The 26,487-nt window shown below is 70.6% G+C and carries 21 protein-coding genes; 13 read left to right on the top strand and 8 right to left on the bottom strand.

All coding sequences use genetic code 11. The annotated features are described in order from the left end of the window. Positions 1-44 precede the first annotated feature (44 nt). On the top strand, positions 45-614 hold the full coding sequence (locus IF655_RS15670; RefSeq protein ID WP_199585400.1) for a TetR/AcrR family transcriptional regulator: 570 nt from the start codon (positions 45-47) through the stop codon (positions 612-614). Between the two features lie 77 nt (positions 615-691). Here IF655_RS15670 and IF655_RS15665 read toward each other — a convergent pair whose 3' ends face one another. Beyond that, positions 692-1,948: a CdaR family transcriptional regulator gene (locus tag IF655_RS15665; protein ID WP_199585399.1), complete on the bottom strand. Its 1,257-nt coding sequence runs from the start codon at positions 1,946-1,948 to the stop codon at positions 692-694. A 167-nt stretch (positions 1,949-2,115) separates the two neighbouring features. Between IF655_RS15665 and IF655_RS15660 the strand changes: the two genes are divergently transcribed. The 7 genes from IF655_RS15660 to cimA all read left to right on the top strand — a co-directional run bounded on the left by IF655_RS15660 (position 2,116) and on the right by cimA (position 10,413). Then, positions 2,116-3,042: a proline dehydrogenase family protein gene (locus IF655_RS15660; RefSeq protein ID WP_199585398.1), complete on the top strand. Its 927-nt coding sequence runs from the start codon at positions 2,116-2,118 to the stop codon at positions 3,040-3,042. Positions 3,043-3,105: 63 nt separating this feature from the next. Continuing rightward, on the top strand, positions 3,106-4,737 hold the full coding sequence (gene pruA / locus IF655_RS15655) for an L-glutamate gamma-semialdehyde dehydrogenase (protein WP_199585397.1): 1,632 nt from the start codon (positions 3,106-3,108) through the stop codon (positions 4,735-4,737). A gap of 106 nt (positions 4,738-4,843) precedes the next feature. Further along, on the top strand, positions 4,844-5,500 hold the full coding sequence (locus IF655_RS15650; protein ID WP_199585396.1) for a maleylpyruvate isomerase N-terminal domain-containing protein: 657 nt from the start codon (positions 4,844-4,846) through the stop codon (positions 5,498-5,500). A gap of 260 nt (positions 5,501-5,760) precedes the next feature. Then, on the top strand, positions 5,761-5,892 hold the full coding sequence (locus tag IF655_RS31495; RefSeq protein WP_277952686.1) for a hypothetical protein: 132 nt from the start codon (positions 5,761-5,763) through the stop codon (positions 5,890-5,892). 76 nt (positions 5,893-5,968) lie between these two features. Further along, positions 5,969-7,012, top strand: a complete 1,044-nt coding sequence (locus IF655_RS15645) for a 3-isopropylmalate dehydrogenase (protein WP_199585395.1) — start codon at positions 5,969-5,971, stop codon at positions 7,010-7,012. Positions 7,013-7,329: 317 nt separating this feature from the next. Beyond that, positions 7,330-8,421 (top strand): branched-chain amino acid aminotransferase, encoded by a 1,092-nt coding sequence (locus IF655_RS15640; RefSeq protein WP_199585394.1) that lies wholly within the window; start codon positions 7,330-7,332, stop codon positions 8,419-8,421. A gap of 387 nt (positions 8,422-8,808) precedes the next feature. Continuing rightward, positions 8,809-10,413 (top strand): citramalate synthase, encoded by a 1,605-nt coding sequence (cimA, locus tag IF655_RS15635; protein ID WP_199585393.1) that lies wholly within the window; start codon positions 8,809-8,811, stop codon positions 10,411-10,413. A gap of 28 nt (positions 10,414-10,441) precedes the next feature. Here the strand turns inward: cimA and IF655_RS15630 are convergent, their stop codons facing one another. Both IF655_RS15630 and IF655_RS15625 read right to left on the bottom strand, forming a co-directional pair. Continuing rightward, entirely contained in the window at positions 10,442-11,032 is a 591-nt protein-coding gene (locus IF655_RS15630) for a GPP34 family phosphoprotein (RefSeq protein WP_199585392.1), read from the bottom strand. Between the two features lie 95 nt (positions 11,033-11,127). Further along, positions 11,128-12,993, bottom strand: a complete 1,866-nt coding sequence (locus IF655_RS15625; protein WP_199585391.1) for a ricin-type beta-trefoil lectin domain protein — start codon at positions 12,991-12,993, stop codon at positions 11,128-11,130. 246 nt (positions 12,994-13,239) lie between these two features. Between IF655_RS15625 and IF655_RS15620 the strand changes: the two genes are divergently transcribed. Then, the gene (locus tag IF655_RS15620) at positions 13,240-16,272 is read left to right on the top strand and encodes a glycoside hydrolase family 3 N-terminal domain-containing protein (RefSeq protein WP_199585390.1); all 3,033 of its coding nucleotides are present in this window, start codon (positions 13,240-13,242) and stop codon (positions 16,270-16,272) included. A 63-nt stretch (positions 16,273-16,335) separates the two neighbouring features. Further along, complete coding sequence (locus IF655_RS15615; protein WP_199585389.1) at positions 16,336-17,688, top strand: hypothetical protein; 1,353 nt, start codon at positions 16,336-16,338, stop codon at positions 17,686-17,688. Between the two features lie 82 nt (positions 17,689-17,770). On the opposite strand, the gene IF655_RS15610 is transcribed toward IF655_RS15615, so the two are convergent. Beyond that, a complete protein-coding gene (locus IF655_RS15610) occupies positions 17,771-18,376 on the bottom strand; it encodes a YceI family protein (protein ID WP_199585388.1) in 606 nt (201 codons plus the stop codon). 227 nt (positions 18,377-18,603) lie between these two features. Here IF655_RS15610 and IF655_RS15605 point away from each other — a divergent pair, with 227 nt between their 5' ends. The 3 genes from IF655_RS15605 (at position 18,604) to IF655_RS15595 (ending at position 21,205) form a co-directional block, all read left to right on the top strand. Beyond that, complete coding sequence (locus IF655_RS15605) at positions 18,604-19,101, top strand: hypothetical protein (RefSeq protein ID WP_199585387.1); 498 nt, start codon at positions 18,604-18,606, stop codon at positions 19,099-19,101. 308 nt (positions 19,102-19,409) lie between these two features. Then, on the top strand, positions 19,410-20,993 hold the full coding sequence (locus IF655_RS15600; protein ID WP_199585386.1) for an acyl-CoA carboxylase subunit beta: 1,584 nt from the start codon (positions 19,410-19,412) through the stop codon (positions 20,991-20,993). 23 nt (positions 20,994-21,016) lie between these two features. Continuing rightward, positions 21,017-21,205: an acyl-CoA carboxylase subunit epsilon gene (locus IF655_RS15595; protein ID WP_199585385.1), complete on the top strand. Its 189-nt coding sequence runs from the start codon at positions 21,017-21,019 to the stop codon at positions 21,203-21,205. 211 nt (positions 21,206-21,416) lie between these two features. Here IF655_RS15595 and IF655_RS15590 read toward each other — a convergent pair whose 3' ends face one another. The 4 genes from IF655_RS15590 to IF655_RS15575 form a co-directional block, all read right to left on the bottom strand. Beyond that, entirely contained in the window at positions 21,417-21,998 is a 582-nt protein-coding gene (locus tag IF655_RS15590) for an ATP/GTP-binding protein (protein ID WP_199585384.1), read from the bottom strand. Next, a complete protein-coding gene (locus IF655_RS15585) occupies positions 21,979-22,542 on the bottom strand; it encodes a DUF742 domain-containing protein (protein ID WP_199585383.1) in 564 nt (187 codons plus the stop codon). Before IF655_RS15585 ends, IF655_RS15590 begins: the two co-directional genes overlap by 20 nt. 96 nt (positions 22,543-22,638) lie before the next feature. Then, positions 22,639-23,052 (bottom strand): roadblock/LC7 domain-containing protein, encoded by a 414-nt coding sequence (locus IF655_RS15580; RefSeq protein WP_005479603.1) that lies wholly within the window; start codon positions 23,050-23,052, stop codon positions 22,639-22,641. Positions 23,053-23,062: 10 nt separating this feature from the next. After that, entirely contained in the window at positions 23,063-26,365 is a 3,303-nt protein-coding gene (locus IF655_RS15575) for a nitrate- and nitrite sensing domain-containing protein (protein ID WP_199585382.1), read from the bottom strand. Positions 26,366-26,487 lie beyond the last annotated feature (122 nt).

Here is a 26,487-nt window from a genome sequence, read left to right as displayed (position 1 = left end):
CATGCGTCTAGGACGCTTGTATGGCTCCGGGTACGCTGACCGGCATGGGACACCGTGAGGATCTGCTCGAAGGCGCCAAGCGCTGCCTGCTGGCGAAGGGGTTCGCCCGGACCACGGCGCGCGACATCGTGAAGGAGTCCGGCACCAACCTGGCCTCCATCGGCTACCACTACGGCTCCAAGGACGCCTTGCTGGCACGGGCGTACGTGGCGCTGGTGGACGACGCCGGGGACGCCTTCGGAGGAGCCGAGCCCGAAGGTGCCCCCGGCTCGCTGGAGCGCTTCCGCTGGGTGTGGTCGAACATCGTCACCACCATGCGCGAGCCCGGGTCGGTCTTCCGGCTCGGCATGGAGGTCATGACCATCGAACTGCCCGAAGTGCGCGAGTACCTGGCGCGCGAACAGCGGGAGGGCGGTCGCGGTCTGATCGCCCTGCTCATGGGCGTCCCGGAGGAGGAGGTGGGCGACGAGACCGCCGACACCCTCGGGCGCTTCTATCTGACCCTGATGACCGGTCTCATCGGCCAGTGGGCCTTCGACCCGAAGACCGCCCCGGACGGGGACGCGCTCACCGAGGGGTTGCGCCAGGTCATCGAGGCCGCCGGAAAGGGCTGAGACCGGAAGGGCTGAGTTCGGCAGGGCTCATCTCGGAAGGGCTGATCTCGACAGGACTGAGCACACAAGCGCTGACCTCAGCCCAGCCGCGCCCGCTTCAGCGCCATGTGCAGCAGCAGCCGGTCCTCGCCGTCGTCCAGGTCGAGCCCGGTCAGCCGCTCCACCCGGGAGAGCCGGTAGTACAGCGTCTGCCGGTGGATGCCCAGCTCGGCCGCCGCCCGCCCCGCCTGGCCCGCGCAGTCGAGATACACCTCGGCGGTGCGGGCCAGTTCGTGCTGGGCGGGGGAGAGCAGCGGCAGTACCACCGGGTCCTGCACCACGCTCGGCGGCAGCGCGGTCAGCAGCCGGTACGGCCCGATCCCGCGCCACTGCGCGACCGGTCCGAACCGCGGCTCGGCCAGCGCCGCCCGCGCCGCCGCCGACGCCTCCCGCCAGACCGCCCCCAGCTCCGCGATCCCGCTCCGGGGTTCACCGACACCGACACCGACACGGGACCCCGCCCCCACACCGACGCCGGACCCGCCCGCGCGACCCCCGCCCTTCGCGCCCTCCGCCTCCTGCGCCAGCCGCGCCGCCGCCGTCAGCGCCGGAGCCGTCACGTCCGTACTGCGCAGCCGCACCAGCACCGCGAGGCTCTGCCCGGTGGCGCCCCACGGCACCGTGCACAGCGCGGTGGCGTGCGGGACCGTCCGCACCGAGGGGGCGTCGTCGGGGTCGGCCGAGGGCCAGGGAGCCAGACAGACCACGGTGTGCGGGCCGTCCGCGCGCGGACCGAGCGCCGTGCGCAGCTCGGTCACCGCCATGTCCCGCTGCCACCCCTCCTCGGCGGTCAGCACCGCCCGCAGCTCCCGCCCGAGCCCCGCCCCCGCCCGCGCCTCGTCCGCGAGCAGCGCGCCGATCCGCCCCGTCACCTGCATGGCGGCGGCGAGCTGCGCGTCGGTCGGACCCGGGTCGTAGTCCAGCAGCCAGACATAGCCGAGGACGACACCCCGATGGCGTACCGGAAGGCAGATCCTTCCCCGGTACACGCCCGCCTCCGGAGTGGGCGGGATGCGCACCGGCGCCGTCGCCCGGGTGATGCCGAAGCCCTCGAACCACGCCCGCACCGCCGCCGTCGAGCGCCGGGTCAGGATCGAGCGGGCGCGCACCGGGTCCAGCGCCGTGGGATCGAGGTCGCCCTCGCTGTCGTACGCCCCGAAGGCGATCAGCTCGAAGTCCCGGCTCTCCAGGGTCGCCGGGGCGTCCAGCAGCTCCGAGATCTCGTCCACCAGCTCCTGGTAGTCGCCTCGGTGAAACGATCCGGTATCCGCCGCCACCCGGGCATTCTGCCGCATATCCGAGAGCCCTTCATACATCTGTCTGAGATCGGGGGAACGGATGCGTGACAGGTGTCGATGGCCGACGATCGAAGAGATCCTTAGGTTTCACGGTGGTTCTCCGCGCCGTTGCCGAAATCGTCGGCCGACGGCCGGCTTGGTGCTTGTGCTGTTGGAGGTGCCCCGTGCTGGGTCCTGTGATTCTCGCCGCGTCGCGCAGCGACCGGATGCGCCGTCTCGTCACGGCGGCGCCCGTGACCAAGCAGGTCGTGGACCGCTTCATCCCCGGCGAGGGCGTGGACGACATCGTCCCGATCATCGAGGATCTGACCGCCCGGGGTCTCCAGCTCACGATGGACGTCGTGGGCGAGGACATCACCACTCCCGAGCAGGCGTACGCCGCCCGCGACGCCTACCTCGCGCTGATCGACCGCCTCGCGCTCCTGGAGCTGGGCGAGAAGGTCGAGATGTCGGTCAAGCTCTCCATGTTCGGCCAAGCGCTGGACGGCGGTCACGAGCTGGCCCTCGCCAACGTCCGCCCCGTCGTCGAGGCGGCCGCCGCCATTGGCACGACGGTGACGCTGGACGCCGAGGACCACACCACCCTCGACTCGATGTTCGCCATCCACGAGGAGCTGCGGAAGGACTTCCCGCAGACCGGCTGCGTCATCCAGGCGTACCTCTTCCGCACCGAGGCCGACGCCCGCCGCCTCGCCGCCGCGGGCAGCCGGGTGCGCCTGGTCAAGGGCGCCTACAAGGAGCCCGCCGAGGTCGCCTACCAGCAGAAGCACGAGATCGACAAGGCGTACGTGCGCGTCCTGCGGATCCTCATGGAGGGCGAGGGCTACCCGATGATCGGGTCGCACGACCCGCGCCTCATCGCCATCGCGCAGGAACTCGCCCACCGCGCCGGTCGTAAGCTCGACGAGTACGAGTTCCAGATGCTCTACGGCATCCGGAGCGAGGAGCACCTGCGGCTCGCCGCCGAGGGCCACCGGATGCGTGTCTACACCGCCTACGGCACCGACTGGTACGGCTACTTCATGCGGCGCCTCGCGGAGAAGCCGGCGAACCTGCGCTTCTTCCTGCGCTCGATGGTCAGCAAGGGCTGAAACCCCCCACCCCGCTCGGCCGAGCCCCCCACCACCCGCTCACACCAAGGAGTAACGGATCACATGGACGCTGTGACCCAGGTCCCCGCCCCCGTCAACGAGCCGGTGCACGGCTACGCCCCCGGCTCGCCCGAGCGCGCCCGCCTGGAGGCCAAGCTCAAGGAGCTGGCCGAGAACCCGGTGGACCTGCCGATGACCATCGGCGGCGAGAAGCGGATGGGCGGCGGCGAGCCGTTCCAGGTCGTCCAGCCGCACAACCACAAGGCCGTCCTCGGCACCCTGCGCAACGCCACCCGCGAGGACGCCCAGGACGCCGTCGACGCCGCCCTGGCCGCCGCCCCCGCCTGGCGCGCGATGTCCTTCGACGACCGCGCCGCGATCATCCTGCGCGCCGCCGAGCTGCTGGCCGGACCCTGGCGCGAGACCATCGCCGCCTCCACCATGCTCGGCCAGTCCAAGACCGCCCAGCAGGCCGAGATCGACAGCCCCTGCGAGCTGGTCGACTTCTGGCGCTTCAACGTGCACTACGCCCGCCAGATCCTGGCCGAGCAGCCCCCGGCCAACTCCCCGGGCGTGTGGAACCGCATGGACCACCGCCCGCTGGAGGGCTTCGTCTACGCGATCACGCCGTTCAACTTCTCGGCCATCGCCGCCAACCTGCCCACCGCGCCCGCCCTCATGGGCAACGTGGTGGTCTGGAAGCCGTCCCCGACGCAGACCCACGCCGCCGTGCTGCTGATGAAGCTCCTTGAGGAGGCCGGGCTGCCCAAGGGCGTCATCAACCTGGTCACCGGCGACGGCATCGCGGTCTCCGAGGTCGTCCTTGAGCACCGTGACCTCGCGGGCATCCACTTCACCGGCTCGACCAAGACCTTCCAGTACCTGTGGAAGACGGTCGGCAACAACATCGAGAAGTACCGCGCCTACCCGCGCCTGGTCGGCGAGACCGGCGGCAAGGACTTCGTGGTCGCGCACCCCTCCGCCGACCGCGCCGTGCTCAAGACCGCGCTGACCCGCGGTGCCTTCGAGTACCAGGGCCAGAAGTGCTCGGCCACCTCCCGCGCCTACATCCCCGCCTCCATCTGGAACTCCGGTTTCAAGGAGGAGTTCGCGGCCGAGATCGACGGCATCACCATGGGTGACGTCACCGACCTGTCGAACTTCATCGGCGCGGTCATCGACGAGCGCTCCTTCGCCAAGAACAAGGCCGCCATCGACCGCGCCGCCGAGGACCCCACCTGCACGATCGTCGCGGGCGGCTCCTACGACGACTCGGTGGGCTACTTCGTCCGCCCGACCGTCATCGAGTGCACCGACCCGGAGAACGAGGTCTTCCGCACCGAGTACTTCGGCCCGATCCTCGGCGTGTACGTCTACGACGACGAGAAGTACGACGAGATGCTGACCCAGATGGAGTCGGTCTCGGACTACGCCCTCACCGGCTCGGTCATCGCCAACGACCGTGCGGCGGCGGCGTACACGATGGAGAAGCTCCGCTACGCGGCGGGCAACTTCTACATCAACGACAAGTCCACCGGCGCCGTCGTCGGCCAGCAGCCCTTCGGCGGCGGCCGCGCCTCCGGCACGGACGACAAGGCCGGCGCCCCGCAGAACCTGATGCGCTGGACGCTGACCCGCGCCATCAAGGAGACCCTGGTGCCGCCGACCGAGTACGGCTACCCGCACATGGGCTGACGCTCCCCGCGAACCGGCCCGGGAGGTCCCGACCACGAGTCGGGACCTCCCGGGCCGTTCCCGTACCCCGCCCGTCGTCCGTCCGGCCCCTGTTAGCGTCCGCGCCATGGACCCCTTCTCCCTCTCCTGGACGGCGCTGCGCGAGACGGTGGCCGCCCTCCCGGACGCCGACTTCGCCCGCCCCTCCGGCTGCGCGGGCTGGCTCGTCCGCGACCTGGTGTGCCATCTGGTCGTCGACGCCCAGGACGTCCTGATCACCCTGGTGACCCCCGCCGACGCGCCCCCCACCCACGACGCGGCGACCTACTGGACCGTCACCCCCACCCCGCCCACGGGCGACGACCCCCTCGACGCCCTGACCGTCCGCCTGGCGGCGGCGTACGAGGACCCGGCTCTCCTGAAGTTCCACCTGGACGACGTGGGCTCCGCGGCGGGCCGCGCGGCGGAACTGGCGGACCCGGCGACCTGGATCACCACCCAGAACCAGATCCTCACGACCGCCGACTACCTCTCGGCCTACGTCCTGGAATGGACCCTCCACCACCTGGACCTCATCACCCACCTCCCGGCCGCCCCACCCCCGCCCGCCGAGACCCTCGCCGCCGCCCGCGCCCTCCTGGACCGCATCACGGGCGAACCCTTCCCCACCGAGATGTCCGACACCGACACCCTCCTCCTCGGCACGGGCCGCCGCACCCCGACGGCGGCGGAGCGAACCCAACTCGGCACCCTGGCCGAGCGCTTGCCGTTCGTCCTCGGCTGAGGCGAAGCGCGCGAAAGCGCAGGTCAGGCTGCTCGGGCGCGACGCGCCGTCTCAGATAGTAGGAAGTCCGAGTAATGGTGCAGACAGGCGCGGGCCGGTCCCTTAGCTTGGGATGAGCCGAACGACTCGCTTCATCAGCGAATGGCGGTCGTGAGCCGCGCCTTGTGCAGGCAATCCCTGCGGTGCCCGCTCTCCGCCCCTTCCGGCGTCTCACCGTTCATGTTGCCGTGCTCCCAGCCTGCCGAAGGAGTCGATTTCCCATGGCCGAGACGACCGTCCGCCGCCGAGTCCGCCACACCTCCCGTACGAACGAGACCGACCGCGCCCGGGCCGCAGCCGCGCTCCAGCGTGCCCTCGACCGCCGGGACAACGGCGGAGAGACCGGCCACTGAGCCGTACGAAACGCCGTCCTGTCCGTATCGCGGACAGTCCGTGTCATCACCTGGGACGCCGGAGTAGGGTGCCGACATGTCTCGCAGCATCGATCTCGCAGTGATCCCGGGTGACGGCATCGGCCAGGAGGTCGTGGCCGAAGGTCTCAAGGTCCTCTCCGCCGTCCTCCCGGAGGACGTGAAGCTGGAGACGACGGAGTACGACTTCGGCGCCCGGCGCTACCACGCCACCGGGGAGACCCTCACCGACGCCGACCTCGCCTCCCTCAAGGGGCACGACGCCATCCTGCTCGGCGCGATCGGCGACCCGGGCGTGCCGTCGGGCGTCCTGGAGCGCGGCTTCCTGCTCAAGCTCCGGTTCGCCTTCGACCACCATGTGAACCTGCGCCCCTCCAAGCTGCTCCCCGGCGTCGAGACCCCGCTCGCCGGGCAGCCGGAGATCGACTTCGTGGTGGTCCGCGAGGGCACCGAGGGTCCGTACACGGGCAACGGCGGCACCATCCGCACCGGCACCGAGCACGAGGTCGCCACCGAGGTCTCCGTGAACACCGCCTACGGCGTCGAGCGCGTCGTCCGCGACGCCTTCGCCCGCGCCCAGGCACGCCCGCGCAAGAAGCTCACCCTGGTCCACAAGAACAACGTGCTGACATTCGCCGGGCACCTGTGGACCAACATCTTCAACAAGGTGGCCGAGGAGTTCCCCGCGGTCACCACCGAGTACATCCACGTCGACGCGGCGACCATCTACCTGGTCACCCAGCCCGAGCGCTTCGACGTGATCGTCACCGACAACCTGTTCGGCGACATCATCACCGACCTCGCCGCAGCCGTCTCCGGCGGCATCGGGGTCGCCGCCTCGGGCAACATCAACCCGAGCCGGGAGTTCCCGTCGATGTTCGAGCCCGTCCACGGCTCCGCCCCGGACATCGCCGGACAGGGCAAGGCGGACCCCACCGCCACGGTCCTCTCCGTGGCCCTCCTGCTGCGCCACCTCGGCTACGAGGCGGAGGCGGACCGCGTGGACGCGGCGGTAGCCGCCGACCTCACCGCCCGTGTGGGCACTCCCGCCCGCTCCACCGCCGAGATCGGCGACGCGCTCGTAGCGGGCGTAACCGGCTGACCCGCCGGGCCCTTCGAGGGCCGCCGGGTCGCGTCCAGCGCCCGGCGGCCCTTTGCCATGCGCCCGTGCGATGCCACCATCAACCCCTGGGTCGTATTCACCCCGATTCCTTCCGGCCCCGCCTCCGCGCGATAATCGAACGCGGAGCCGCGGTATGAGGGAATGCTCGGGACGTCCTCACACCGGCCCCCGGCCGGTGCGGGCGGCGTGAGCGCGGCCCGCCACGACCGGTGCTGCGTTTTCGCCGGGGGCGACCCCGGTCCGGTCGGAAGACCGGAAGCCGCCCCGACCCGCCAGGAAGAGAAGGATTCCCGCTCATGACGACGCCCACGATCGAGCTCAAGCCCTCCGCCCACCCGCTCGCCGCCGCCGAGCGCGAGGCGATCCTGGCCAACCCCGGTTTCGGTCGCCACTTCACCGACCACATGGTGACCATCCGGTGGACCGAGGGCCGCGGCTGGCACGACGGCCAGCTCGTCCCGTACGCCGCCATCCCGCTCGACCCGGCCACCAACGTCCTGCACTACGCGCAGGAGATCTTCGAGGGACTGAAGGCGTACCGCCGCCCCGACGGCTCGGTCGCCACCTTCCGTCCCGAGCAGAACGCCCGCCGCTTCCAGCGCTCCGCGCACCGCCTCGGCATGCCCGAGCTGCCCGTGGAGACCTTCGTCGAGGCATGCGACGCACTGGTCTCCCAGGACAAGGAGTGGGTGCCCGCGCACGGCGGCGAGGAGTCCCTCTACCTGCGCCCCTTCATGATCGGCACCGAGGTCGGTCTGGGTGTGAAGCCGTCCAACGAGTACCTGTTCCTCGTCATCGCCTCCCCGGCCGGCGCCTACTTCAAGGGCGGCGTGAAGCCCGTCTCCATCTGGGCCTCCGAGGACCGCGTCCGCGCCGTCCCCGGCGGCATGGGCGACGCCAAGACCGGCGGCAACTACGCCGCCTCCCTGCTCGCGCAGGCCGAAGCCGCCACCAAGGGCTGCGACCAGGTCTGCTACCTCGACGCCGTCGAGCACAAGTGGGTCGAGGAACTGGGCGGCATGAACCTGTTCTTCGTCTACGGGAACAAGATCGTCACCCCCACCCTGACCGGCTCCATCCTGGAGGGCGTCACCCGCGACTCCCTGCTGACCGTCGCCCGCGACCTCGGCTACGAGGCGGAGGAGGGCCGTATCTCGGTCGACCAGTGGCAGCGCGACACGGAGAACGGCACCCTGACCGAGGTCTTCGCCTGCGGCACCGCCGCCGTGATCACCCCGGTCGGCACCGTCAAGCGCGAAGGCGCCGAGTGGAAGCAGGGCGACGGCGAGCCCGGCGAGGTCACCCTCCGCCTGCGCGAGGCGCTGCTCGACCTCCAGCGCGGCGTCACCGAGGACAAGCACGGCTGGATGCACGAGCTGGCCAAGTAGCGCGAGCCGTACGCCCGGCGACAGCCGACGGGGAAAGCGCCCCGGACCTCCGCGGGTCCGGGGCGCTTCCCCATGTGCCGTTCTGGACACCCCCGCCCGCATATTGAGACACCCGGTGGGACGGCGGGTGTTCTGTGCCAGAATTCCCCCGTGTTCTCGCTCTCCATGATTATGGGCAGCAGGCGCGCCGGTCCGCAGTGACCATCTCGTACGACCACGTGCGGGTGGCACCGTCGTCCTCGACCCGCGCGCAGACCTCTCGCACCCGCGAGAGGTTTTTTCGTTTTCGGCCCACCCACGGCCGGTGACGGAGCGCGAGGGAAACTGGGGGGAACGGTGGAGCCGGTCATCCGGTAAGACCGACATCACAACAGGAGCCTTGAGACCATGACCGCAACCAGCGAGCTCGACGATTCCTTCCACGTCTTCGACACCACGCTGCGCGACGGCGCGCAGCGCGAGGGCATCAACCTCACCGTCGCGGACAAGCTGGCCATCGCACGGCACCTGGACGACTTCGGCGTGGGCTTCATCGAGGGCGGCTGGCCCGGCGCCAACCCGCGCGACACCGAGTTCTTCGCCCGCGCCCGCGAGGAGCTGCGCCTGAAGCACGCGGTGCTCGTCGCCTTCGGCGCCACCCGCCGCCCCGGCGCCAAAGCCGCCGACGATCCGCAGGTCAGAGCGCTGCTGGAGTCCGGCGCCCCCGTCGTCACGCTGGTCGCCAAGGCACACGACCGGCATGTCGAACTCGCCCTGCGCACCACGCTCGACGAGAACCTGGAGATGATCCGCGACACCGTCGCCCACCTGCGCGCCGAGGGGCGCCGGGTCTTCGTGGACTGCGAGCACTTCTTCGACGGCTACCGCGCCAACCCCGAGTACGCCAAGGCCGTCGTACGGACCGCCGCCGAGGCGGGCGCCGACGTGGTCGTCCTCTGCGACACCAACGGCGGGATGCTCCCGGCGCAGATCGGCGCCGTCGTCTCCACCGTGCTCGCCGACACCGGCGCCCGGCTCGGCATCCACGCCCAGGACGACACCGGCTGCGCGGTCGCCAACACCCTCGCCGCCGTCGACGCGGGCGCGACCCACGTCCAGTGCACGGCGAACGGCTACGGCGAGCGCGTCGGCAACGCCAACCTGTTCCCGGTCGTGGCCGCGCTGGAGCTGAAGTACGGCAAGAAGGTGCTGCCCGACGGCGCGCTGCGCGAGACCACCCGCATCTCGCACGCCATCGCCGAGGTCGTCAACCTCACCCCCTCCACCCACCAGCCCTACGTCGGCGTCTCCGCCTTCGCCCACAAGGCAGGGCTGCACGCCTCCGCGATCAAGGTTGACCCCGACCTCTACCAGCACATCGACCCCGAGCGGGTCGGCAACACCATGCGGATGCTGGTCTCCGACATGGCGGGCCGCGCCTCCATCGAGCTGAAGGGACGCGAGCTGGGCGTCGACCTCGGCGGCGACCGCGAGCTGGTCGGGCGGGTGGTCGAGCGGGTCAAGGAGCGCGAACTGGCGGGCTACACCTACGAGGCCGCCGACGCCTCCTTCGAGCTGCTGCTGCGCGCCGAGGTCCAGGGCGGTCCGCTGAAGTACTTCGACGTGGAGTCCTGGCGGGCCATCGTGGAGGACCGCCCCGACGGCACCCACGCCAACGAGGCGACCGTGAAGCTGTGGGCCAAGGGCGAGCGGATCGTCGCCACCGCCGAGGGCAACGGCCCGGTCAACGCCCTCGACCGGGCGCTGCGCGTGGCGCTGGAGAAGATCTACCCGCAGCTCGCCAAGCTGGAGCTGGTGGACTACAAGGTCCGCATCCTGGAGGGCAAGCACGGCACCTCCTCCACGACCCGCGTGCTGATCTCCACGGGCGACGGCGCGGGGGAGTGGTCCACGGTAGGCGTCGCGGAGAACGTCATCGCCGCCTCCTGGCAGGCACTGGAGGACGCCTACACCTACGGACTGCTGCGCGCGGGCGTGGAACCGGCCGAGTAGGCGCCGGAGAGAGCGGGTGCGGCGGCGGTCAGGGGGCGCGCCAGACGTTGTCGAAGGCGTCCTCCTCGATCCGCCGCCGCTGCCGCACCGCCTCCAGCTCGGTGAGCGCCTCGCCGACGGTGGCCAGCACGAGCGCCACCCGGTCGTCCTCCGGGTTCTCCTCCGTGCCGCCCTTCACCCCGGGCTCCCCGATGCCCAGCTCGGCGGCGAGCCCGGTCAGCACGGGCTCCCGTACGGCCCAGCGCTCGGCCGCCTGCCGCCGCTCGGCGGAGTCCGCCGGTTCGGGGCGCCGGAACAGGTGCCGCAGTCCGGAGCCGCCCGGCTCCAGCGCGTCCGTGTAGGTCGCGGCGAGCCCGTCCCCGCGCCGCCACAGCCAGTCCCGCACCGGCTCGTACGGCTCCTCGCGCACCAGCGCCGCTGCCGCCTCGTCCAGGAGCCGGTCCCCGGTCAGGTGCCCGGAGGTCGGCACGATCAGGTCCTCCCGCAGCTCGGCCACCCCGGCCCCGAGAAGATCCAGCAGCTCGGCCCCCGCCAGCGCCAGCGACAGGTCCCCGCGCTCGACGGGCCGGTCGGCGCGGACGTCGAGCACGACGAACAGCAGATCCTGCGGTGTGGTCATCTCGGGCTCCCGGTCAGGAGGGGTGATACGGGCCGCGTACCACCGCCGTCCTGCCGGGAAACCCGTCGCGCGCCCGTGCGGACCAGTCGTGCGCGCTAGCGCAGCGTCCATTTCTGGTTGGCGGCTCCGGTGCAGGACCAGATCTGGGCCCTGGCCCCGTTCGCCGAGGAGTTGTCCGTGACGTCCAGGCACTTGTCCGCCGCCGTGTTGACGACGTCGCCGGTGGAGGCGTTGTAGGACCACTGCTGGGCGCCGGTGCCGTTGCAGTCGTAGAGCTGGACCTTGGCGCCGTTCGCGGTGGAGGCGGAGGTGACGTCCAGGCACTTGCCGAGGGCGCGGACCGAGCCGTCGGCGCTGACCGTCCACTGCTGGGCGGTGCTGCCGTTGCAGTCGTAGAGCTGGACGGCGCTGCCGTTGGCGGACGAACCGCCCGCCACGTCAAGGCACTTGCCCGCCAGACCGGTGAAGGCGCCGGTGCGGGCGCCGTCGCCGGACGGGGTGCCGGACCAGGTGAAGGTGGCGGAGGTGCGGGCGGGGAGGGAGTAAGTGGCGTGCTGCCCACCCCAGTTGATGGTGACCGACTTGGCCGAGGAGCCGCCGTTGTAGGCGATCAGCGCCTTGCTGCCGTCGGGGTTGCGCCAGGCGACGTTGGGCACGGCGGTGGAGGCGGTCGAGGCGATGCGCTGGGCGCCGGGGCGGACGAACTTGGTGAGGTGACCCATGTCGTAGTACTCGACGGTGTAGTCCACGCTCCCGCTGCGGCTGTCGCCGTTGTGCACGGTGATCAGACCGGTGCAGGTGCCGCAACCGCCGTTGTGCGGGCCCATGTTCTGGTCCACCGCGAGGGACCACTTGGTCACCGACTTCGCCCAGTTGCGGGTGTAGTCGATGATGTTGGACATGTCCTCGCGCTGCTGGTCGGCGATCCAGGTGCCGCCGGAGTGCTCGGTGGCGAAGGCGTCCAGGTTCGGGTACTGGTTGTGCACGGTCGTCTGCTTGCCCACGTCACCGCCGTAGCCGTGCCAGGCGATCCCGCCGAAGTTGGGGTGGCTGCGCACCGCCGCGTCGTCCACGGTCTGGGCGGCGTAGGAGTCGTAGGAGTCCCAGTTCCAGTCGTGCGCCAGGACCTTGGTGGACAGACCCGCCTGCTGGAGCTTGGGCAGCAGCTCGCTCTTGGTGAAGTAGGCGAGCCCGCTGGCGTTCCAGCTCATCGAGGGGTAGCCCGAGCAGCAGGTCGGCTCGTTCTGGGCGGTGACGTAGGAGACGTTCACGCCCTGATCGCGGTACGCCTGGAGGTACTTCACGAAGTACGACGCGTAGGCGCCGTAGTCCTCCGCCTTCAGCCAGCCGCCGTTGAGCGAGCCGCTGTCCTTCATCCAGGCAGGCGCCGTCCATGGGGAGGCCATGACGGTGAGGGACGGGTTCAACTGGAGCGCCTGCCGGGTGAGCGGGGCGACGTCCGCGAGGTCGTGCGCGATCGAGAACTTGGCGAGCGAGGGGTCGGTCTGCCCGGCCGGGACGTCGTCGTAGGTGTAGCCGGAGCGGGCCAGGTCGGAGGCGCCCATCGGGTTGCGCAGGAACGACAGACCGATGCCGTCCGTGGGGGAGAACAGCTTGCGCAGGGTGGCGTCGCGGGTGGACTGGGAGAGCGCGCCGCTGCTGTTCATCAGCCAGGCGGCGGTGTCGGTGAAGGACGCGCCGCCGCCGGTGAAGGTCTGGTAGCGGGTGCCCTCGTCGACGGTGATGTTCTCGCCCGAGCCGCCGGTGCCCGAGGAGAAGGCGAACGGCGCCTGTTGCTGGAGCCCGCGGGTGACATGGCGCCCGCCGGAGTCGTCGGTGGTGGTGAGCCAGGCCGTCACCGGCTCGCCCGCCGCGTGCGCGGCGGGGACGGCGAGGGTGCCGAGCCCGGCGGTCAGCAGCGCGGCCAGCAGCAGCCGGACCGGGCGCAGGGGTGGTCTCATGGTGCGCCGCCCTTCGAAGAGGTGGGGGGAGGTGGGGAACAGCGGCGTGCGAGGCGTGAGTAAATGACGGCTTCCACCGTCCGTCAAGGGGTCGCGCATTCAGAAGACGAACGCACAACACCCCTGCTCCACACATGAGTCGACGGTGTACCACTTCCGGCGTGAAGCCTTGACGCCTGCCGGGGGCGCCAGTTGACTCACGCCGTGAGTTAAGTCATGAGTGAACCGTGAGCCAAGGGAAGGTCCATGCGCAGAACCGCCCTGCTCGTCTCCGCCGCTTTGCTGACCGCGACTCTTCCGCTGACCGCCGCCGCCACCGCCTCCGCCACCGCCTCCGGTGCCGCCGACCCGCCACCCGTGTCCGTCGACCGCTTCGAGGGCGAGGTCCCCTTCGCCGCCCAGCCCGCCGAGGGCATCTTCACCTGGGGCGGCGACAGCGACGACCCGCCCGCCCTCGAACTGGCCACGCGCGCCGACGCCCCCGAGGGCGCCAAGGTCCTCTCCGGCGGCTACGACATCAGCGGCTACGGCGGCTTCACCCACGACTACGCCGCCGCCGGACCCGCCCACGACTGGTCCGCGCACCGGGGCATCCGCCTCTGGTGGGACGGCCAGGGCAACGGCAAGAAGATCGCCTTCGAGATCAAGGACGGCGGCGCGAACGGTGAGGCGTCCGAGCTGTGGACGACCTCCTTCACCGACGACTTCACCGGCTGGAAGCAGATCGAGCTGCCGTTCAGCGCGTTCACCTATCGCACCGACTACCAGCCCGTCGGCGGCATCGACCACGTCCTCGGTCTCACCGAGATGTGGGGCTACGCCGTCACCCTGCCCACCGGCGTCAAGGGCCGCTTCGCCATGGACGGCGTCGAACTCTACGGCGCCGCCGACCCCGCGCTGCACGCCTCCGTCACCACCGACGCGGCCGTCCACCCGGTCCGTGAGGGCGGCACCGCCTCCGTCCGCGTCACCGTCTCCACCACCGGCGACAAGCCCCTCACCGACCCGGTGACCGTCGCCTACACCACCTCCGGCGGCACCGCCCACCCCGGCACGGACTACAAACCGGTCGACGGCACCCTCACCTTCCCGGCGGGCACCCCCTCCGGCACCGCGCGGACCGTCAAGGTGACCACCCTGAAGGACCGCGCCGCCGAGCCCGCCGAGACGATCCCGCTCAAGCTCACGGTGACCGGCGCCAAGGCGCCCGCCGAGAACCCCGAGGTCGTCATCGACGCCCACGGACTGCCGTACCTGGACGCCAAGTTGCCCGTGCGCAAGCGGGTGGCCGACCTGCTCGGACGCATGTCGCTCGCGGAGAAGACCGGCCAGATGACCCAGGCCGAGCGCGGCGCCGTCAGCGACCCGGGCGACATCGCGTCCTACGACCTCGGCTCGCTGCTCTCCGGCGGCGGCTCCACGCCCACCCCCAACACCCCGGCGGCGTGGGCGAAGATGATCGACGGCTTCCAACTGCGCGCCCAGGCGACGCGGTTCCAGATCCCGCTGATCTACGGCGTGGACGCTGTGCACGGCCACAACAACCTCGTCGGCGCCACGATCATGCCGCACAACATCGGCATCGGTGCCACGCGTGACCCCGGGCTCGCCCAGCAGACCGGGGCGGTGACCGCCGCCGAGGTCCGCGCCACCGGCATCCCCTGGGACTTCGCGCCCTGCCTGTGCGTGACCCGCGACGAACGCTGGGGGCGCGGTTACGAGTCCTTCGGCGAGGACCCGGCGCTGGTCGAGTCCCTGGAGACGGTGATCCAGGGACTCCAGGGCCGCGCCGACGGGCGTGACCTCGCCCGCCCCGACAAGGTCCTCGCCACCGCCAAGCACTTCGTCGGCGACGGCGGCACCGCCTACGGCTCCTCCACCACCGGCACCTACACGATCGACCAGGGCGTCACCAAGGTCACCCAGCAGCAGTTGGAAGCCGTCCACCTCGCGCCGTACCAGGACGCCGTGGACCGGGGGATCGGCACGGTCATGCCGTCGTACTCCTCGCTCGACGTCATCGGCGACGGACGCGGTCCGGTCAAGATGCACGCCCGCGCGGACATGATCAACGGTGTGCTCAAGGGCCGCATGGGCTTCGACGGCTTCGTGATCAGCGACTGGAACGCCATCGACCAGCTCCCCGGCGACTACGCCGCGCACGTGCGCACCTCGGTGAACGCGGGCGTCGACATGATGATGGTCCCCTACACCTACAAGGACTTCACCGCCGCCCTCACCGCCGAGGTGAAGGCGGGACGGGTCACCGAGCGGCGTATCGACGACGCGGTCTCCCGCATCCTCACCCAGAAGTTCCGCCTCGGTCTCTTCGAGCACCCCTACGCGAACACCTCGGGCGCGTCCTCGATCGGCTCCCCGGCCCACCGCGCCGTCGCCCGCCAGGCCGCTGCCGAGTCCCAGGTGCTGCTGAAGAACAGCGGCGGACTGCTGCCGCTGAAGAAGAGCCAGAAGGTGTACGTCGCCGGGTCCAACGCCGACGACATCGGCAACCAGACCGGCGGCTGGACCGTCACCTGGCAGGGCTCCTCCGGCGACATCGTCCCCGGCACCACCATCCTCGAGGGGATGCGGAAGGCGGGCGGCGACGTCACCTACTCCAAGGACGCCTCCGCGCCGACCAAGGGCTACGACGTGGGCGTGGTCGTCGTCGGGGAGACCCCCTACGCCGAGGGCGTGGGCGACGTGGGCAACGGACACAGCCTCCAGTTGTCCGCCGCCGACCGGGCCGCCGTCGACAAGGTGTGCGCGGCCATGAAGTGCGCGGTGCTGATCGTCTCCGGACGCCCTCAGCTCGTCGGGGACCAACTGAACAAGATCGGTGCCCTGGTCGCCTCCTGGCTGCCCGGCACCGAGGGCGACGGCGTGGCCGACGTGCTCTACGGCAAGCGGGCGTTCACCGGACAGCTCCCGGTCACCTGGCCGAAGTCCGAGGCGCAGTTGCCGATCAACGTCGGTGACGCGTCGTACGACCCGCAGTACCCCTACGGCTGGGGTCTGACCACCCGCGCCACCGTGCCCAAGGGCGGCGCGGCGGAGCTGACGGCGCTCGGCACGGCGGCGCAGCGGGCCGGGCGGGCGCACGACAGCGCGACCGGACGGGCGCTGGTCACCAAGGCCCGGCTGATCGTCCAGGACAAGGTGGGGCAGCGGATCACGGCGGCGGTGGCGAAGCCCTTCGCCGAGGCCGACCACGCGCTGCTGACCGGGAACTACGCACTGGCGCTGCGCAAGCTGGCGGCGGCCTACCGGGCGGCTTGATTCACCCGAACCAGTGATCCGCACACCTGACCGAAAAGGGGAGGCTTCGGGTAGCGTCGAAGGATGAAGGCCGTCCTGCCGACCCGAAGCCTCCCCGCGCTGCTCCTCGCCGCGCTGGCCCTGGCTTTCACGACCGTGTTCGCCCCCGCCGCGAGCGCGGACACGAGCGTCTCCACCATCGGCCGGGCGCTGCGCGAGAACCCGGTCTACGTCGACCCGGCCGCCTCCGGGCAGCTCTCCCGCGCGGACGCCGACGCGCTGTCCAAGCGGATCAAGGACGCGGGGAAACCGGTGTTCATCGTGGTCCTGCCCGCCGGGTATCCGACCGACAAGCTCTTCTACGACCTGCGCAACGCCACCGGCATCACCGGTCTGTACGGCATAAGGCTGGGCGACCGCTTCGACGCCAAGGCCGACTCCGTGGTCATATCGGACACGGCCCGCAAGAACCTGGTGTCGAGCGTCCAGGGCGAGGACGCCAAGGCGCAGCTCACCGACTTCACCGACCGCGCTCTCGACACCGTCCAGGGACACGCGCCGTCCCACTGGGACTCCTCCGGTGGGGGAGTGTCCGGCACCGGGCTGATCGTGGCCGCCGGTGTCCTGGTGGCGGCGGGCGCGGGCGCCTACACCCTGGTCCGCCGCAACCGCCGCCGCCGCGACGAGGAGCAGCGTGCCGCCCTGGACCGGCTGCGCGTGGTGGTCGACGAGGACATCACCGCCTTCGGCGAGGAGCTGGACCGCCTCGACTTCTCGCCCGGCGAGCCCGGCGCCGACGACGCGATGCGCGCCGACTACGAGCGCGCCCTCAACGCCTACGACAACGCCAAGCAGCTCATGGACCGGGCCCGCAGACCCGAGGACGTGCGCGCGGTCACCGAGACCCTGGAGGACGGCCGCTTCTCGCTCGCCGTGCTCGCCGCCCGCCGTGAGGGGCGCCCGCTGCCCGAGCGGCGCGCGCCCTGCTTCTTCGACCCGCGCCACGGTCCGTCGGTGACCGACGCCCTGTGGACGCCGCCCGGCGGCAGCCCGCGCGAGGTCCCGGTCTGCGCGGCCGACGCCACCCGTCTTGCCGACGGCCACGACCCGGCGGTGCGCGAGGTCGAGACCGAGTACGGCCGCCGCCCCTACTGGGACGCGGGCCCGGCGTACGGTCCCTGGGCGGGCGGCTACTTCGGCGGCGGTCTGCTGCCCGGTCTGCTGGTGGGCACGATGCTCGGCGGCATGATGTCCACTCCCGCCTACGCGTCCGACTACGGCGGTGGGTACGGCGATGGCTTCGGTGGCGGGTTCGGCGGCTTCGAGGGCGGCGACGTCTCGGGCAGCAACTTCGACCCCGGCGACTTCAGCGGCGGTTTCGGCGACGGGGGCGGCGGCGACTTCGGGGGCGGCGGGGACTTCGGCGGAGGCTTCTGAGCCGTCCCGCGCGTGCACGAGCGCCCCGTTCCCTCCTCGGGAACGGGGCGCTCGTCGCTGCCGCGGCCGGACCGCCAAAGGCTCACGCGTTCTTGATGGCCGACACGTCGAAGCTGAGCTTGATCTTGTCGGAGATCAGCACGCCACCCGTCTCCAGAGCCGCGTTCCAGGTCAGACCCCACTCCGAGCGGAGCAGCTCGGCCTTGCCCTCGAAGCCCACGCGGTCGTTGCCGAACGGGTCCTTGGCGGAGCCGTTGAACTCCAGGTCGATCGTGATCGGCTTGGTCGTGCCGAGGATCGAGAGGTCACCGGTGATGCGGTAGTCGTCGCCGCCCAGGGACTCCGCCTTGGTGGAGCGGAAGGTCATCGTCGGGAACTCGTCCGTCTTGAAGAAGTCGGCGGACTTCAGGTGGGTGTCCCGGTCCGCGTTGCCGGTGTCGATGCTGTCCATCTTCACGTCGAGGCTCGCGGTGGAGTTCGCGGGGTTCTCGCCGTCCAGGTGCAGCGTGCCGGTGAACTCGGTGAAGCTGCCCTTGACGTTGGTGACCATCGCGTGCCGCGCGGTGAAGCCGATCGAGGTGTGCGCGGGGTCGATCGTGTAGTCACCGGTCAGACCCGCCAGCGCGGCGCCGGCCGGGGCGGCGGTGGTCGTCTCGGGGGTGCTGTCCTTGCGGCTGAAGATGCCCATCGTGTGCTCCTCGGAAGTTTGTTTAAGGTTCAACGAACCCTGCTGTTACGACCGTAACGCCATTCTGTTTGGTTTTCAACATCATCCGGTGCGTGTTTTCACGCCAACACACAGTCACCACGTACGCCCTCTGGCGGACGCGCGTAGAACTCGGGCACCATCTGCGGTGCACCACCTGCACAGCCGCCCCACAGGAAGCTCGGCCCACCGCAGGAAGGGTTCCCCACGTGAAGATCCGCTCCGTCCTGACCGCGCTCGCGCTCGTCGTCGCGCCGGGTGTCGCCGTCGTCGGCACCGCCTCCCACGCCTTCGCCGTCACGAAGATCAGTCACGCGACCGCCACCCAGATGTTCCGCGACGTCGGCGTCACCTGGTCCTCCTCCGGAGGCTGCTCGGACCGCAACAACTCCACCTGTACGTCCTTCGACCAGCTCAACCTCCCCACCGCCCAGGGCGCCCAGACCCTCAAGCGGGCCACCGGCTGCGCGCTGAACATCACCGGCGGCACCGAGACCGGCCACGCCTCGGGGACCTACTCGCACTGGAACGGCTACAAGCTGGACTACGGCAAGAACACCTGCGTGACCTCGTACATCAAGAACACCTTCGCCTACATCGGGCTGCGGGGCGACGGCGCGCCGCAGTACCAGTCCGGCTCGGGCAACATCTACGCCGACGAGGGCAACCACTGGGACGTCCTGTACTACAACTGCGGCGGCTGCTGAGCGGGTCGCGGGCGGGGTCGTACCGGGGCGGAACACGCCGGGACGGCCCTCGCCGCCGTTCGGGGTACGGTAGGCGCGGTCGGCCGTCCGGAGGTCCCGTTTCACCCCACGGTTGGCGTGTCGCGGCGCCTGATCCGCGTCGCGTTCCGGTACCGCTCTTTGTGGCACCCCTACAACGCCGACGCCCTCCGGGCAGTAAGAACAGCTACACCTGGGCGTGGTTCTGTCCGGTGGTACCAGGAAAACGCGTCGGAGACTGTACGGAGTGGACGGCTCGCTTTCCTTGATGTCCTTCGTAAGGTCGCTACATGACCGTTTTGGAAGAGACGACGGGTGAGCCGACGGACGCGCGTGGTCGGGTCGCCGAGCTGCACGAGATCCGTGCGCAGGCCCTGGCGGGCCCCAGCGAGAAGGCGACCGAGGCGCAGCACGCCAAGGGCAAGCTGACGGCACGGGAGCGCATCGAGCTGCTCCTGGACCCGGGTTCCTTCCAGGAGGTCGAGCAGTTGCGCCGGCACCGCGCGACCGGCTTCGGCCTGGAGGCCAAGAAGCCGTACAGCGACGGCGTCGTCACCGGCTGGGGCACGGTCGAGGGCCGCACGGTCTTCGTCTACGCGCACGACTTCCGCATCTTCGGCGGCGCGCTGGGCGAGGCCCACGCCACGAAGATCCACAAGATCATGGACATGGCCATCGCGGCCGGTGCGCCGCTGGTCTCCCTCAACGACGGCGCCGGTGCCCGTATCCAGGAGGGCGTCTCCGCGCTCGCCGGCTACGGCGGCATCTTCCAGCGCAACACCAAGGCGTCCGGCGTCATCCCGCAGATCTCCGTGATGCTCGGCCCGTGCGCGGGCGGTGCGGCCTACAGCCCCGCCCTCACCGACTTCGTCTTCATGGTCCGCGAGACCTCGCAGATGTTCATCACCGGACCGGACGTCGTCAAGGCGGTCACCGGCGAGGAGATCTCCCAGAACGGCCTGGGCGGCGCCGACGTGCACGCCGAGACCTCGGGCGTCTGCCACTTCGCGTACGACGACGAGGAGACCTGCATCGCGGAGGTGCGCTACCTCCTGTCGCTGCTCCCGCAGAACAACCGCGAGAACCCGCCCCGGGTGGAGTCCTCCGACCCCGCCGACCGGCGCGGCGACGTCCTGCTCGACCTGGTCCCCGCCGACGGCAACCGGCCCTACGACATGACCAAGGTCATCGAGGAGCTGGTGGACGACGGCGAGTACCTGGAGGTCCACGAGCGCTGGGCGCGGAACATCATCTGCGCCATGGCCCGCCTCGACGGCCAGGTCGTCGGCATCATCGCCAACCAGCCGCAGGTCCTCGCGGGCGTCCTGGACATCGAGGCGAGTGAAAAAGCTGCGCGCTTTGTCCAGATGTGTGACGCTTTCAATATCCCGATCATCACGCTCCTGGACGTGCCGGGCTTCCTGCCCGGTGTCGACCAGGAGCACGGCGGAATCATCCGGCACGGCGCGAAGCTCCTCTACGCCTACTGCAACGCGACCGTGCCGCGGATTTCGCTCATCCTGCGCAAGGCGTACGGCGGCGCCTACATCGTCATGGACAGCCAGTCCATCGGTGCGGACCTCACCTACGCGTGGCCCACGAACGAGATCGCCGTGATGGGCGCCGAGGGCGCCGCCAACGTCATCTTCCGCCGCCAGATCGCCGAGGCCGAGGACCCCGAGGCGATGCGCCAGAAGATGGTCAAGGAATACAAGGCCGAGCTCATGCACCCGTACTACGCGGCGGAGCGCGGTCTGGTGGACGACGTGATCGACCCCGCCGAGACCCGCGAGGTCCTGGTCAAGTCGCTGGCGATGCTCCAGTCGAAGCACGCCGACCTGCCCTCCCGCAAGCACGGCAACCCGCCGCAGTGATCGAGCCCTCGGAGACCGAAGCCATGAACACTCCCGACATCCGTGTCGAGAAGGGCCACGCCGAGCCCGAGGACATCGCCGCCATCACGGCCGTCCTCCTCGCCCGCGCAGCGGCCCGCCAGACCACCCGCCCCTCCGCCGGACGCCCCCGCGCCGCCTGGCGCCGCCTGGAGCGCGAGCCCGGCTTCCGCGCCCCGCACAGTTGGCACTGAGCCCCGAGCACGACGACAGGGCCCCGTCTCCTCCCTCCGGGGAGAGGCGGGGCCCTCGTCGTGCCGGAGCGGGCAGGGGGCACGACGAGGACCGGGCACGACGAGGACCGGGCATGACGAGGACCGGGTACGACGAAGACCCGGGTACGACGAAGACCCCGTCCCGCGCGGCGGCGGGACGGGGTCTTCGGACGTGGTCCGGGTGCGCCCGCTACCGCAGGCGGGCCATCAGCGCGTGCTCCACGAGGGTGATCAGCGCGCTCTTGGCGTCCGCGCGGTGGCGGGCGTCCGTAGTGATGATCGGGGTGTCGGGGCCGATCTGCAGGGCCTCGCGCACCTCGTCCGGGTTGTAGGGCTGGCTGCCGTCGAAGCCGTTGAGGGCGATGACGAACGGCAGACCCGAGTTCTCGAAGTAGTCGACCGCGGGGAAGCAGTCGGCGAGACGGCGGGTGTCGACCAGGACGATGGCGCCGATGGCACCGCGGACCAGGTCGTCCCACATGAACCAGAAGCGGTCCTGACCGGGCGTACCGAAGAGGTACAGGATCAGGTCCTGGTCCAGGGTGATGCGGCCGAAGTCCATGGCGACCGTGGTGGTCTTCTTGTCTCCGGTGTGGGTGAGGTCGTCGATGCCGGCCGAAGCGGACGTCATGACGGCCTCGGTGCGCAGCGGGTTGATCTCCGAGACGGCGCCGACGAACGTGGTTTTGCCCACGCCGAAGCCGCCCGCCACCACGATCTTCGCGGACGTGGTGGAGCGGGAAGGCCCTCCGCTAGAGCTTGCGAAGTCCACTGAGCACCCTTTCGAGCAAAGTCACGGCTGGCTGGCCACCGGCGTTCTCGTCGCCGCCGGGCTGATGGATGGCGACCAGGCCCGCCTCCGCCAAGTCGGCGACGAGAATCCTGGCCACGCCGAGGGGGATCGTCAGCAGCGCCGAGATCTCGGCCACCGACTTGATCTCCCGGCACAGGTTGCAGATCCGCTGATGCTCGGGAAGCTGACCCTGCATCTGATGCGGAGCGGCGGTGGTGTGCACCAGTGCCTCGATGGCGAGCTGGTAGCGCGGGCGCGTCCGGCCACCGGTCATGGCGTACGGACGCACCAGGGGGTTGTTCGCGGCCGGGGCCGCCGCGGGCTCGGAGCGGCGCGGCGGGACCGGCTGTATACGCGGGGCCCGGGGCTGCTCGTAGGGAGACGGACCGGGACCCTGCGGTGCGTAGGGCTGCCGGTGGTCGGGGGTGGAGGGAACGTACGGGTTCGCGGAACCGCCGTCCTGTCCCTGTGCGGGACCGTACGACCAGTTACCCGTATGCGAACCGCCTGGGGGTGTTGCCACTTTCTCTCCTCCTCCGACTGTGCCGGGCACCCATGTGCGTGGGGCCGCGTCCCGAAACCTTACGGCCCCGGGACGCGAACGCGCACCGTCCACTTGCTAGTTGAGAAGGCTGCCCTGGAGTTCCGCACGCAGATCCGGGGTGAGGACCGTGCCCGCGCGGTCCACCAGAAGGGCCATCTCGTACCCGATGAGGCCGATGTCCGCTTCCGGGTGGGCCAGTACGGCGAGCGAGGAACCGTCGGATACGGACATGATGAAGAGGAATCCTCGCTCCATCTCCACAACGGTCTGGTTCACACTGCCTCCCTCGAAGATCCGGGAGGCGCCTGCCGTCAGAGACGTCAGGCCGGAGGCGACGGCCGCGAGCTGGTCGGCGCGGTCGCGCGGAAAGCCTTCGGACATCGCCAGAAGGAGTCCGTCGGCGGAGACCACCACCGTGTGGGACACCCCCGGGGTGTTGTCCACGAAGTTGGTGATCAACCAGTTCAGGTTCTGTGCCGCCTGGCTCATCGGGCTCACACTAACGCTCCTGGTTGTAGGTGCTGTCAGGACCACCGTGCTGATTGTTGGTGGCCTGGCCGTTCGTTTCACTGCCTGCGTTGCGTCCGCGTTCGACGCCTCGACGCAGGTTGCTCAGCCTGCCCCGGACGTCTTCCGGGGCGCGGGAGACCTGTGGGCCCCCCTGAGGGGTGCTCTCGGCGGTGCCCTCGACCAGGTTGGCCTTGGGTACCCGCCGCGGCAGACCGGAGGAGGTGACTCCGCCCGCCTTGGGTTTGCGCAACTGCGACGCCTGCTGCCAGCGGTCGTCGTTCGCCGAACGCCAGCCGCTGTCACCGTTGTTCGCGGCGAGCGGGCCCGCCGCGGGAGCCGGCGCCGCCTGCTGCCCCTGGGCCGTGCCGTTCACGCCGTTCGCACCGCTCGTGACGCCACCGCGGCGGGGAAGCCCGGCGTTCGTCATGTCGTGGGCGGCGGGGGAGGAGGCCGGTCCGGGACGCTCGAAGCCTACGCGGTTCCGCTCACTCACGTCACCGGCCTGCGAAGACTCCGTTTCCGCAGCGTACTGGGCCGGATAGTCGTTCTGGAAACCGTTCTGGCCGGACCAGTCGTCCTGGCGGTTGCCGCCGTCGTACGGACCGAACGCGTCCGCCGCCGGGGCGTGCGCCGGCGCATGGCCGTTGTGGCCCTGCTCCTGGTACGCGTCGGGGTAGCCGCCGTTCTGGGCGAAGCCGTCGTTCTGGCCGAAGCCGTCGTTCTGCGGCAGCCCGGCGTCCTGCGCGTAGTACTGCTGCTCGTCGTACGGCGCCTGCGGCAGCTCCTGGTACGGCTGCTGCGCCTCGGGGGCGGCGCCCTGCGGGTGCTGCTGGACCGGGAAGCCGGAGGTGTCCTCGAAGCCCTGTCGCGGCTGCTCGAAGGCGTCGGGGAACGCGGGCTGCTGCCCGGTCTCCTCCTGCGGCTGGTGGCCGTGGGTCTCCAGCGCGGCCCGGCGCTCCTCGCGCATCAGCGAGCGGCCGACCGGGTCCAGACCCCGGATGTCGTCCGGGACCTCGTAGCGGCTGTCGTCGAAGCCGAGTTCGGCGGCGGTGCGCATCGGCTGCTGCTGCGGCTGCTGTTGCTGCGGCTGACCGAAGTTCTCGCCCCGGAACTGCTGCTCCGGGATGATCTGCGAGACCGTGAACTCCTCGCGCTCCAGCGGGGTTTCGCCGCCACCACCGTGGGTGATCGCGTCCGGGAGCATGACCAGCGAGGTGGTGCCGGCCTGCTCGCCCGAGGGGCGGAGCTGGACGCGGATGCCGTGCCGGTCGGACAGCCGGCCGACCACGAAGAGTCCCATGCGCTGGGAGATCGCGGCGTCCACGGTCGGCGGGTTGGCCAGCTTGTGGTTGATGTCCGCGAAGTCCTCGGCCGTCAGACCGATGCCCTTGTCGTGGATCTCGATCATCACGCGGCCGTCGGGGAGACGGGTCGCGGTGACCTTGACCTTGGTCTGCGGGGAGGAGAACGTCGTCGCGTTCTCCAGCAGCTCGGCCAGCAGGTGCACGAGGTCGGTGACCGCGCGACCGTGGATCTCGGCGTCCGGGACACCGGACAGCTCGATGCGCTCGTACTGCTCCACCTCGGAGGAGGCGGCGCGCAGCACGTCGACCAGCGGCACCGGCTGGTCCCAGCGGCGGCCGGGCTCCTCGCCCGCGAGGACCAGGAGGTTCTCGCCGTTGCGGCGCATACGGGTCGCGAGGTGGTCCAGCTTGAAGAGGTTCTCGAGCTGGTCCGGGTCCGCCTCGTTGTTCTCCAGGTCGGTGATCAGGGTCAACTGGCCCTCGATCAGCGACTGGTTGCGGCGCGACAGGTTGGTGAAGATCGCGTTGATGTTGCCCCGCAGCAGCGCCTGCTCGGAGGCGAGCCGGACCGCCTCGCGGTGGACCTGGTCGAAGGCGCGGGCGACCTCGCCGATCTCGTCCTTGGTGTGGATCGGGATCGGGGCGACCCGGGTGTCGACCCGGCCGGGGTCGGTGCGGGAGAGCTGGTCGACCAGCATCGGCAGCCGCTGCTCGGCGATGCCGAAGGCCGCGTTGCGCAACTGGCGCATCGAGCGGCTCATCTGGCGGGCCACCGCACCGGCGAGGAGGAAGGCGAGCAGCAGCACGAGCACGACGGCCGCACCGGTGATGATCGCGGAGGTCTTGGCGTCGTCGGCGATGCCCGACGCCTCGTTCACCGCCTTGTCGGTCAGGTCCGACTCGATGGAGCGGTACGCCTTGAACTTCAGCGTGTTGACCGCCCACCAGTTGGCGGGGGTGATGCCCTGCTGGGCCAGCGCCTGCCGCTCGACGGGGTCGGTGGTCTTGAGCTGGCCGAGCGCCGAGACCATGTTCTGCGGGTCGGTCGGAGGCGCCTTGTACGAGGGGTCCTGGGCCTTCGCCTCGGCCACCATCTTGGCGCCCTGTGTCTGGATGTCCCGCTTCTCCTGGTCGAGACGGTCCGAGTCCTCCTGGGTGCCGCCGCCGAGGTACTCCTCGACCGCGATGCCCTCCAGATAGGCGTAGGACAGGAGCGCCACGCGCTGGCTGGCCAGGTTGGGGGCGTCCGGACCGGGCTTGACCAGCATGTGCATACCGATGGAGCGCTCAAGGGAGAGCGCCGCCTTGGTCAGCGAGATGGCGTAGACGGTACGGCCGTAGGAGGTGATGTTTCCGGTGCCCAGACCCAGCTCGTTGGCGAACTCCATGAGCGGGTGGGCCACCTCGATGTAGCCCTCCTCCGTCTTCACCCCCGTGAGCTTGGGCGTGTAGGCGAGCGTGCGGAGAGCCTGCAGCTTGGGCTCGGTCTCGCGGAACAGCTTCAGCCGGCGCTCCAGGCCCGGCTTGTGCGGCATGTTCTGCGCGGCCTTGTCGAAGGCGTCGGCCGCCTCGTCGGTGGACTTGCGCGCCGCCGCGACCGTCGCCTTGTCCTGGGCGGTCTCGGCCTTGCCCTTCAGCAGGGGGGCGGCGCTGATGTCGCGCTCGTTGTACAGGGCGTCGGCGTACGACAGCGACGCCCGCACCAGGATGGCGGTGTTCTCGGCGTCCTCGGCGTCCTGCCAGGTGTCGATCGAGTTCTTCACCTGGAAGCCACCCATGATGAGACCGACCATCACGGGTATGAGCAGGATCGCGTTCAGCCTGGTGGGCACCCGCCAGTTGCGCGGCGAGAACCGGCCCCCGGAAGCCGCGGGCGCCGCGGCCTCGGGCTCCGGTCCCGGTGCAACCGGTGCGGGGGCCGCAGCGCGCGGCGGCGGGGTGAAGTTGCCCCGCGCCGACGGCTCGGGACCGTTCTTGCTTCGCCTCACTCGACCAACAACCTCTCGGCGGTCGGCACCGTCTCGTGCCGCAGTCTCTCAGAGCCCGGTTTGTCTTCGCAGAGCCCGGTTCGTCTTCGACCACTCAGTACGTCTTTGACCCCTGGGCAGTT

Origin of the sequence: Streptomyces sp. DSM 110735 (assembly GCF_016482685.1) — a bacterium.
GTDB lineage: Bacteria > Actinomycetota > Actinomycetes > Streptomycetales > Streptomycetaceae > Streptomyces.
The sequence above is the reverse complement of the archived record's forward strand: the minus strand, read 5'-3'. Positions and strand labels throughout refer to the sequence as shown.

Coding starts and splice junctions, on each gene's coding strand:
- cimA (WP_199585393.1), top strand. CDS start 8,809: ATGACCGCAACCAGCGAGCTCGACGATTCCTTCCACGTCTTCGACACC.
- IF655_RS15670 (WP_199585400.1), top strand. CDS start 45: ATGGGACACCGTGAGGATCTGCTCGAAGGCGCCAAGCGCTGCCTGCTG.
- IF655_RS15600 (WP_199585386.1), top strand. CDS start 19,410: ATGACCGTTTTGGAAGAGACGACGGGTGAGCCGACGGACGCGCGTGGT.
- IF655_RS15645 (WP_199585395.1), top strand. CDS start 5,969: ATGTCTCGCAGCATCGATCTCGCAGTGATCCCGGGTGACGGCATCGGC.
- pruA (WP_199585397.1), top strand. CDS start 3,106: ATGGACGCTGTGACCCAGGTCCCCGCCCCCGTCAACGAGCCGGTGCAC.
- IF655_RS15640 (WP_199585394.1), top strand. CDS start 7,330: ATGACGACGCCCACGATCGAGCTCAAGCCCTCCGCCCACCCGCTCGCC.
- IF655_RS15630 (WP_199585392.1), bottom strand. CDS start 11,032: ATGACCACACCGCAGGATCTGCTGTTCGTCGTGCTCGACGTCCGCGCC.
- IF655_RS15665 (WP_199585399.1), bottom strand. CDS start 1,948: ATGCGGCAGAATGCCCGGGTGGCGGCGGATACCGGATCGTTTCACCGA.
- IF655_RS31495 (WP_277952686.1), top strand. CDS start 5,761: ATGGCCGAGACGACCGTCCGCCGCCGAGTCCGCCACACCTCCCGTACG.
- IF655_RS15650 (WP_199585396.1), top strand. CDS start 4,844: ATGGACCCCTTCTCCCTCTCCTGGACGGCGCTGCGCGAGACGGTGGCC.
- IF655_RS15620 (WP_199585390.1), top strand. CDS start 13,240: ATGCGCAGAACCGCCCTGCTCGTCTCCGCCGCTTTGCTGACCGCGACT.
- IF655_RS15625 (WP_199585391.1), bottom strand. CDS start 12,993: ATGAGACCACCCCTGCGCCCGGTCCGGCTGCTGCTGGCCGCGCTGCTG.
- IF655_RS15610 (WP_199585388.1), bottom strand. CDS start 18,376: ATGGGCATCTTCAGCCGCAAGGACAGCACCCCCGAGACGACCACCGCC.
- IF655_RS15580 (WP_005479603.1), bottom strand. CDS start 23,052: ATGAGCCAGGCGGCACAGAACCTGAACTGGTTGATCACCAACTTCGTG.
- IF655_RS15595 (WP_199585385.1), top strand. CDS start 21,017: ATGAACACTCCCGACATCCGTGTCGAGAAGGGCCACGCCGAGCCCGAG.
- IF655_RS15615 (WP_199585389.1), top strand. CDS start 16,336: ATGAAGGCCGTCCTGCCGACCCGAAGCCTCCCCGCGCTGCTCCTCGCC.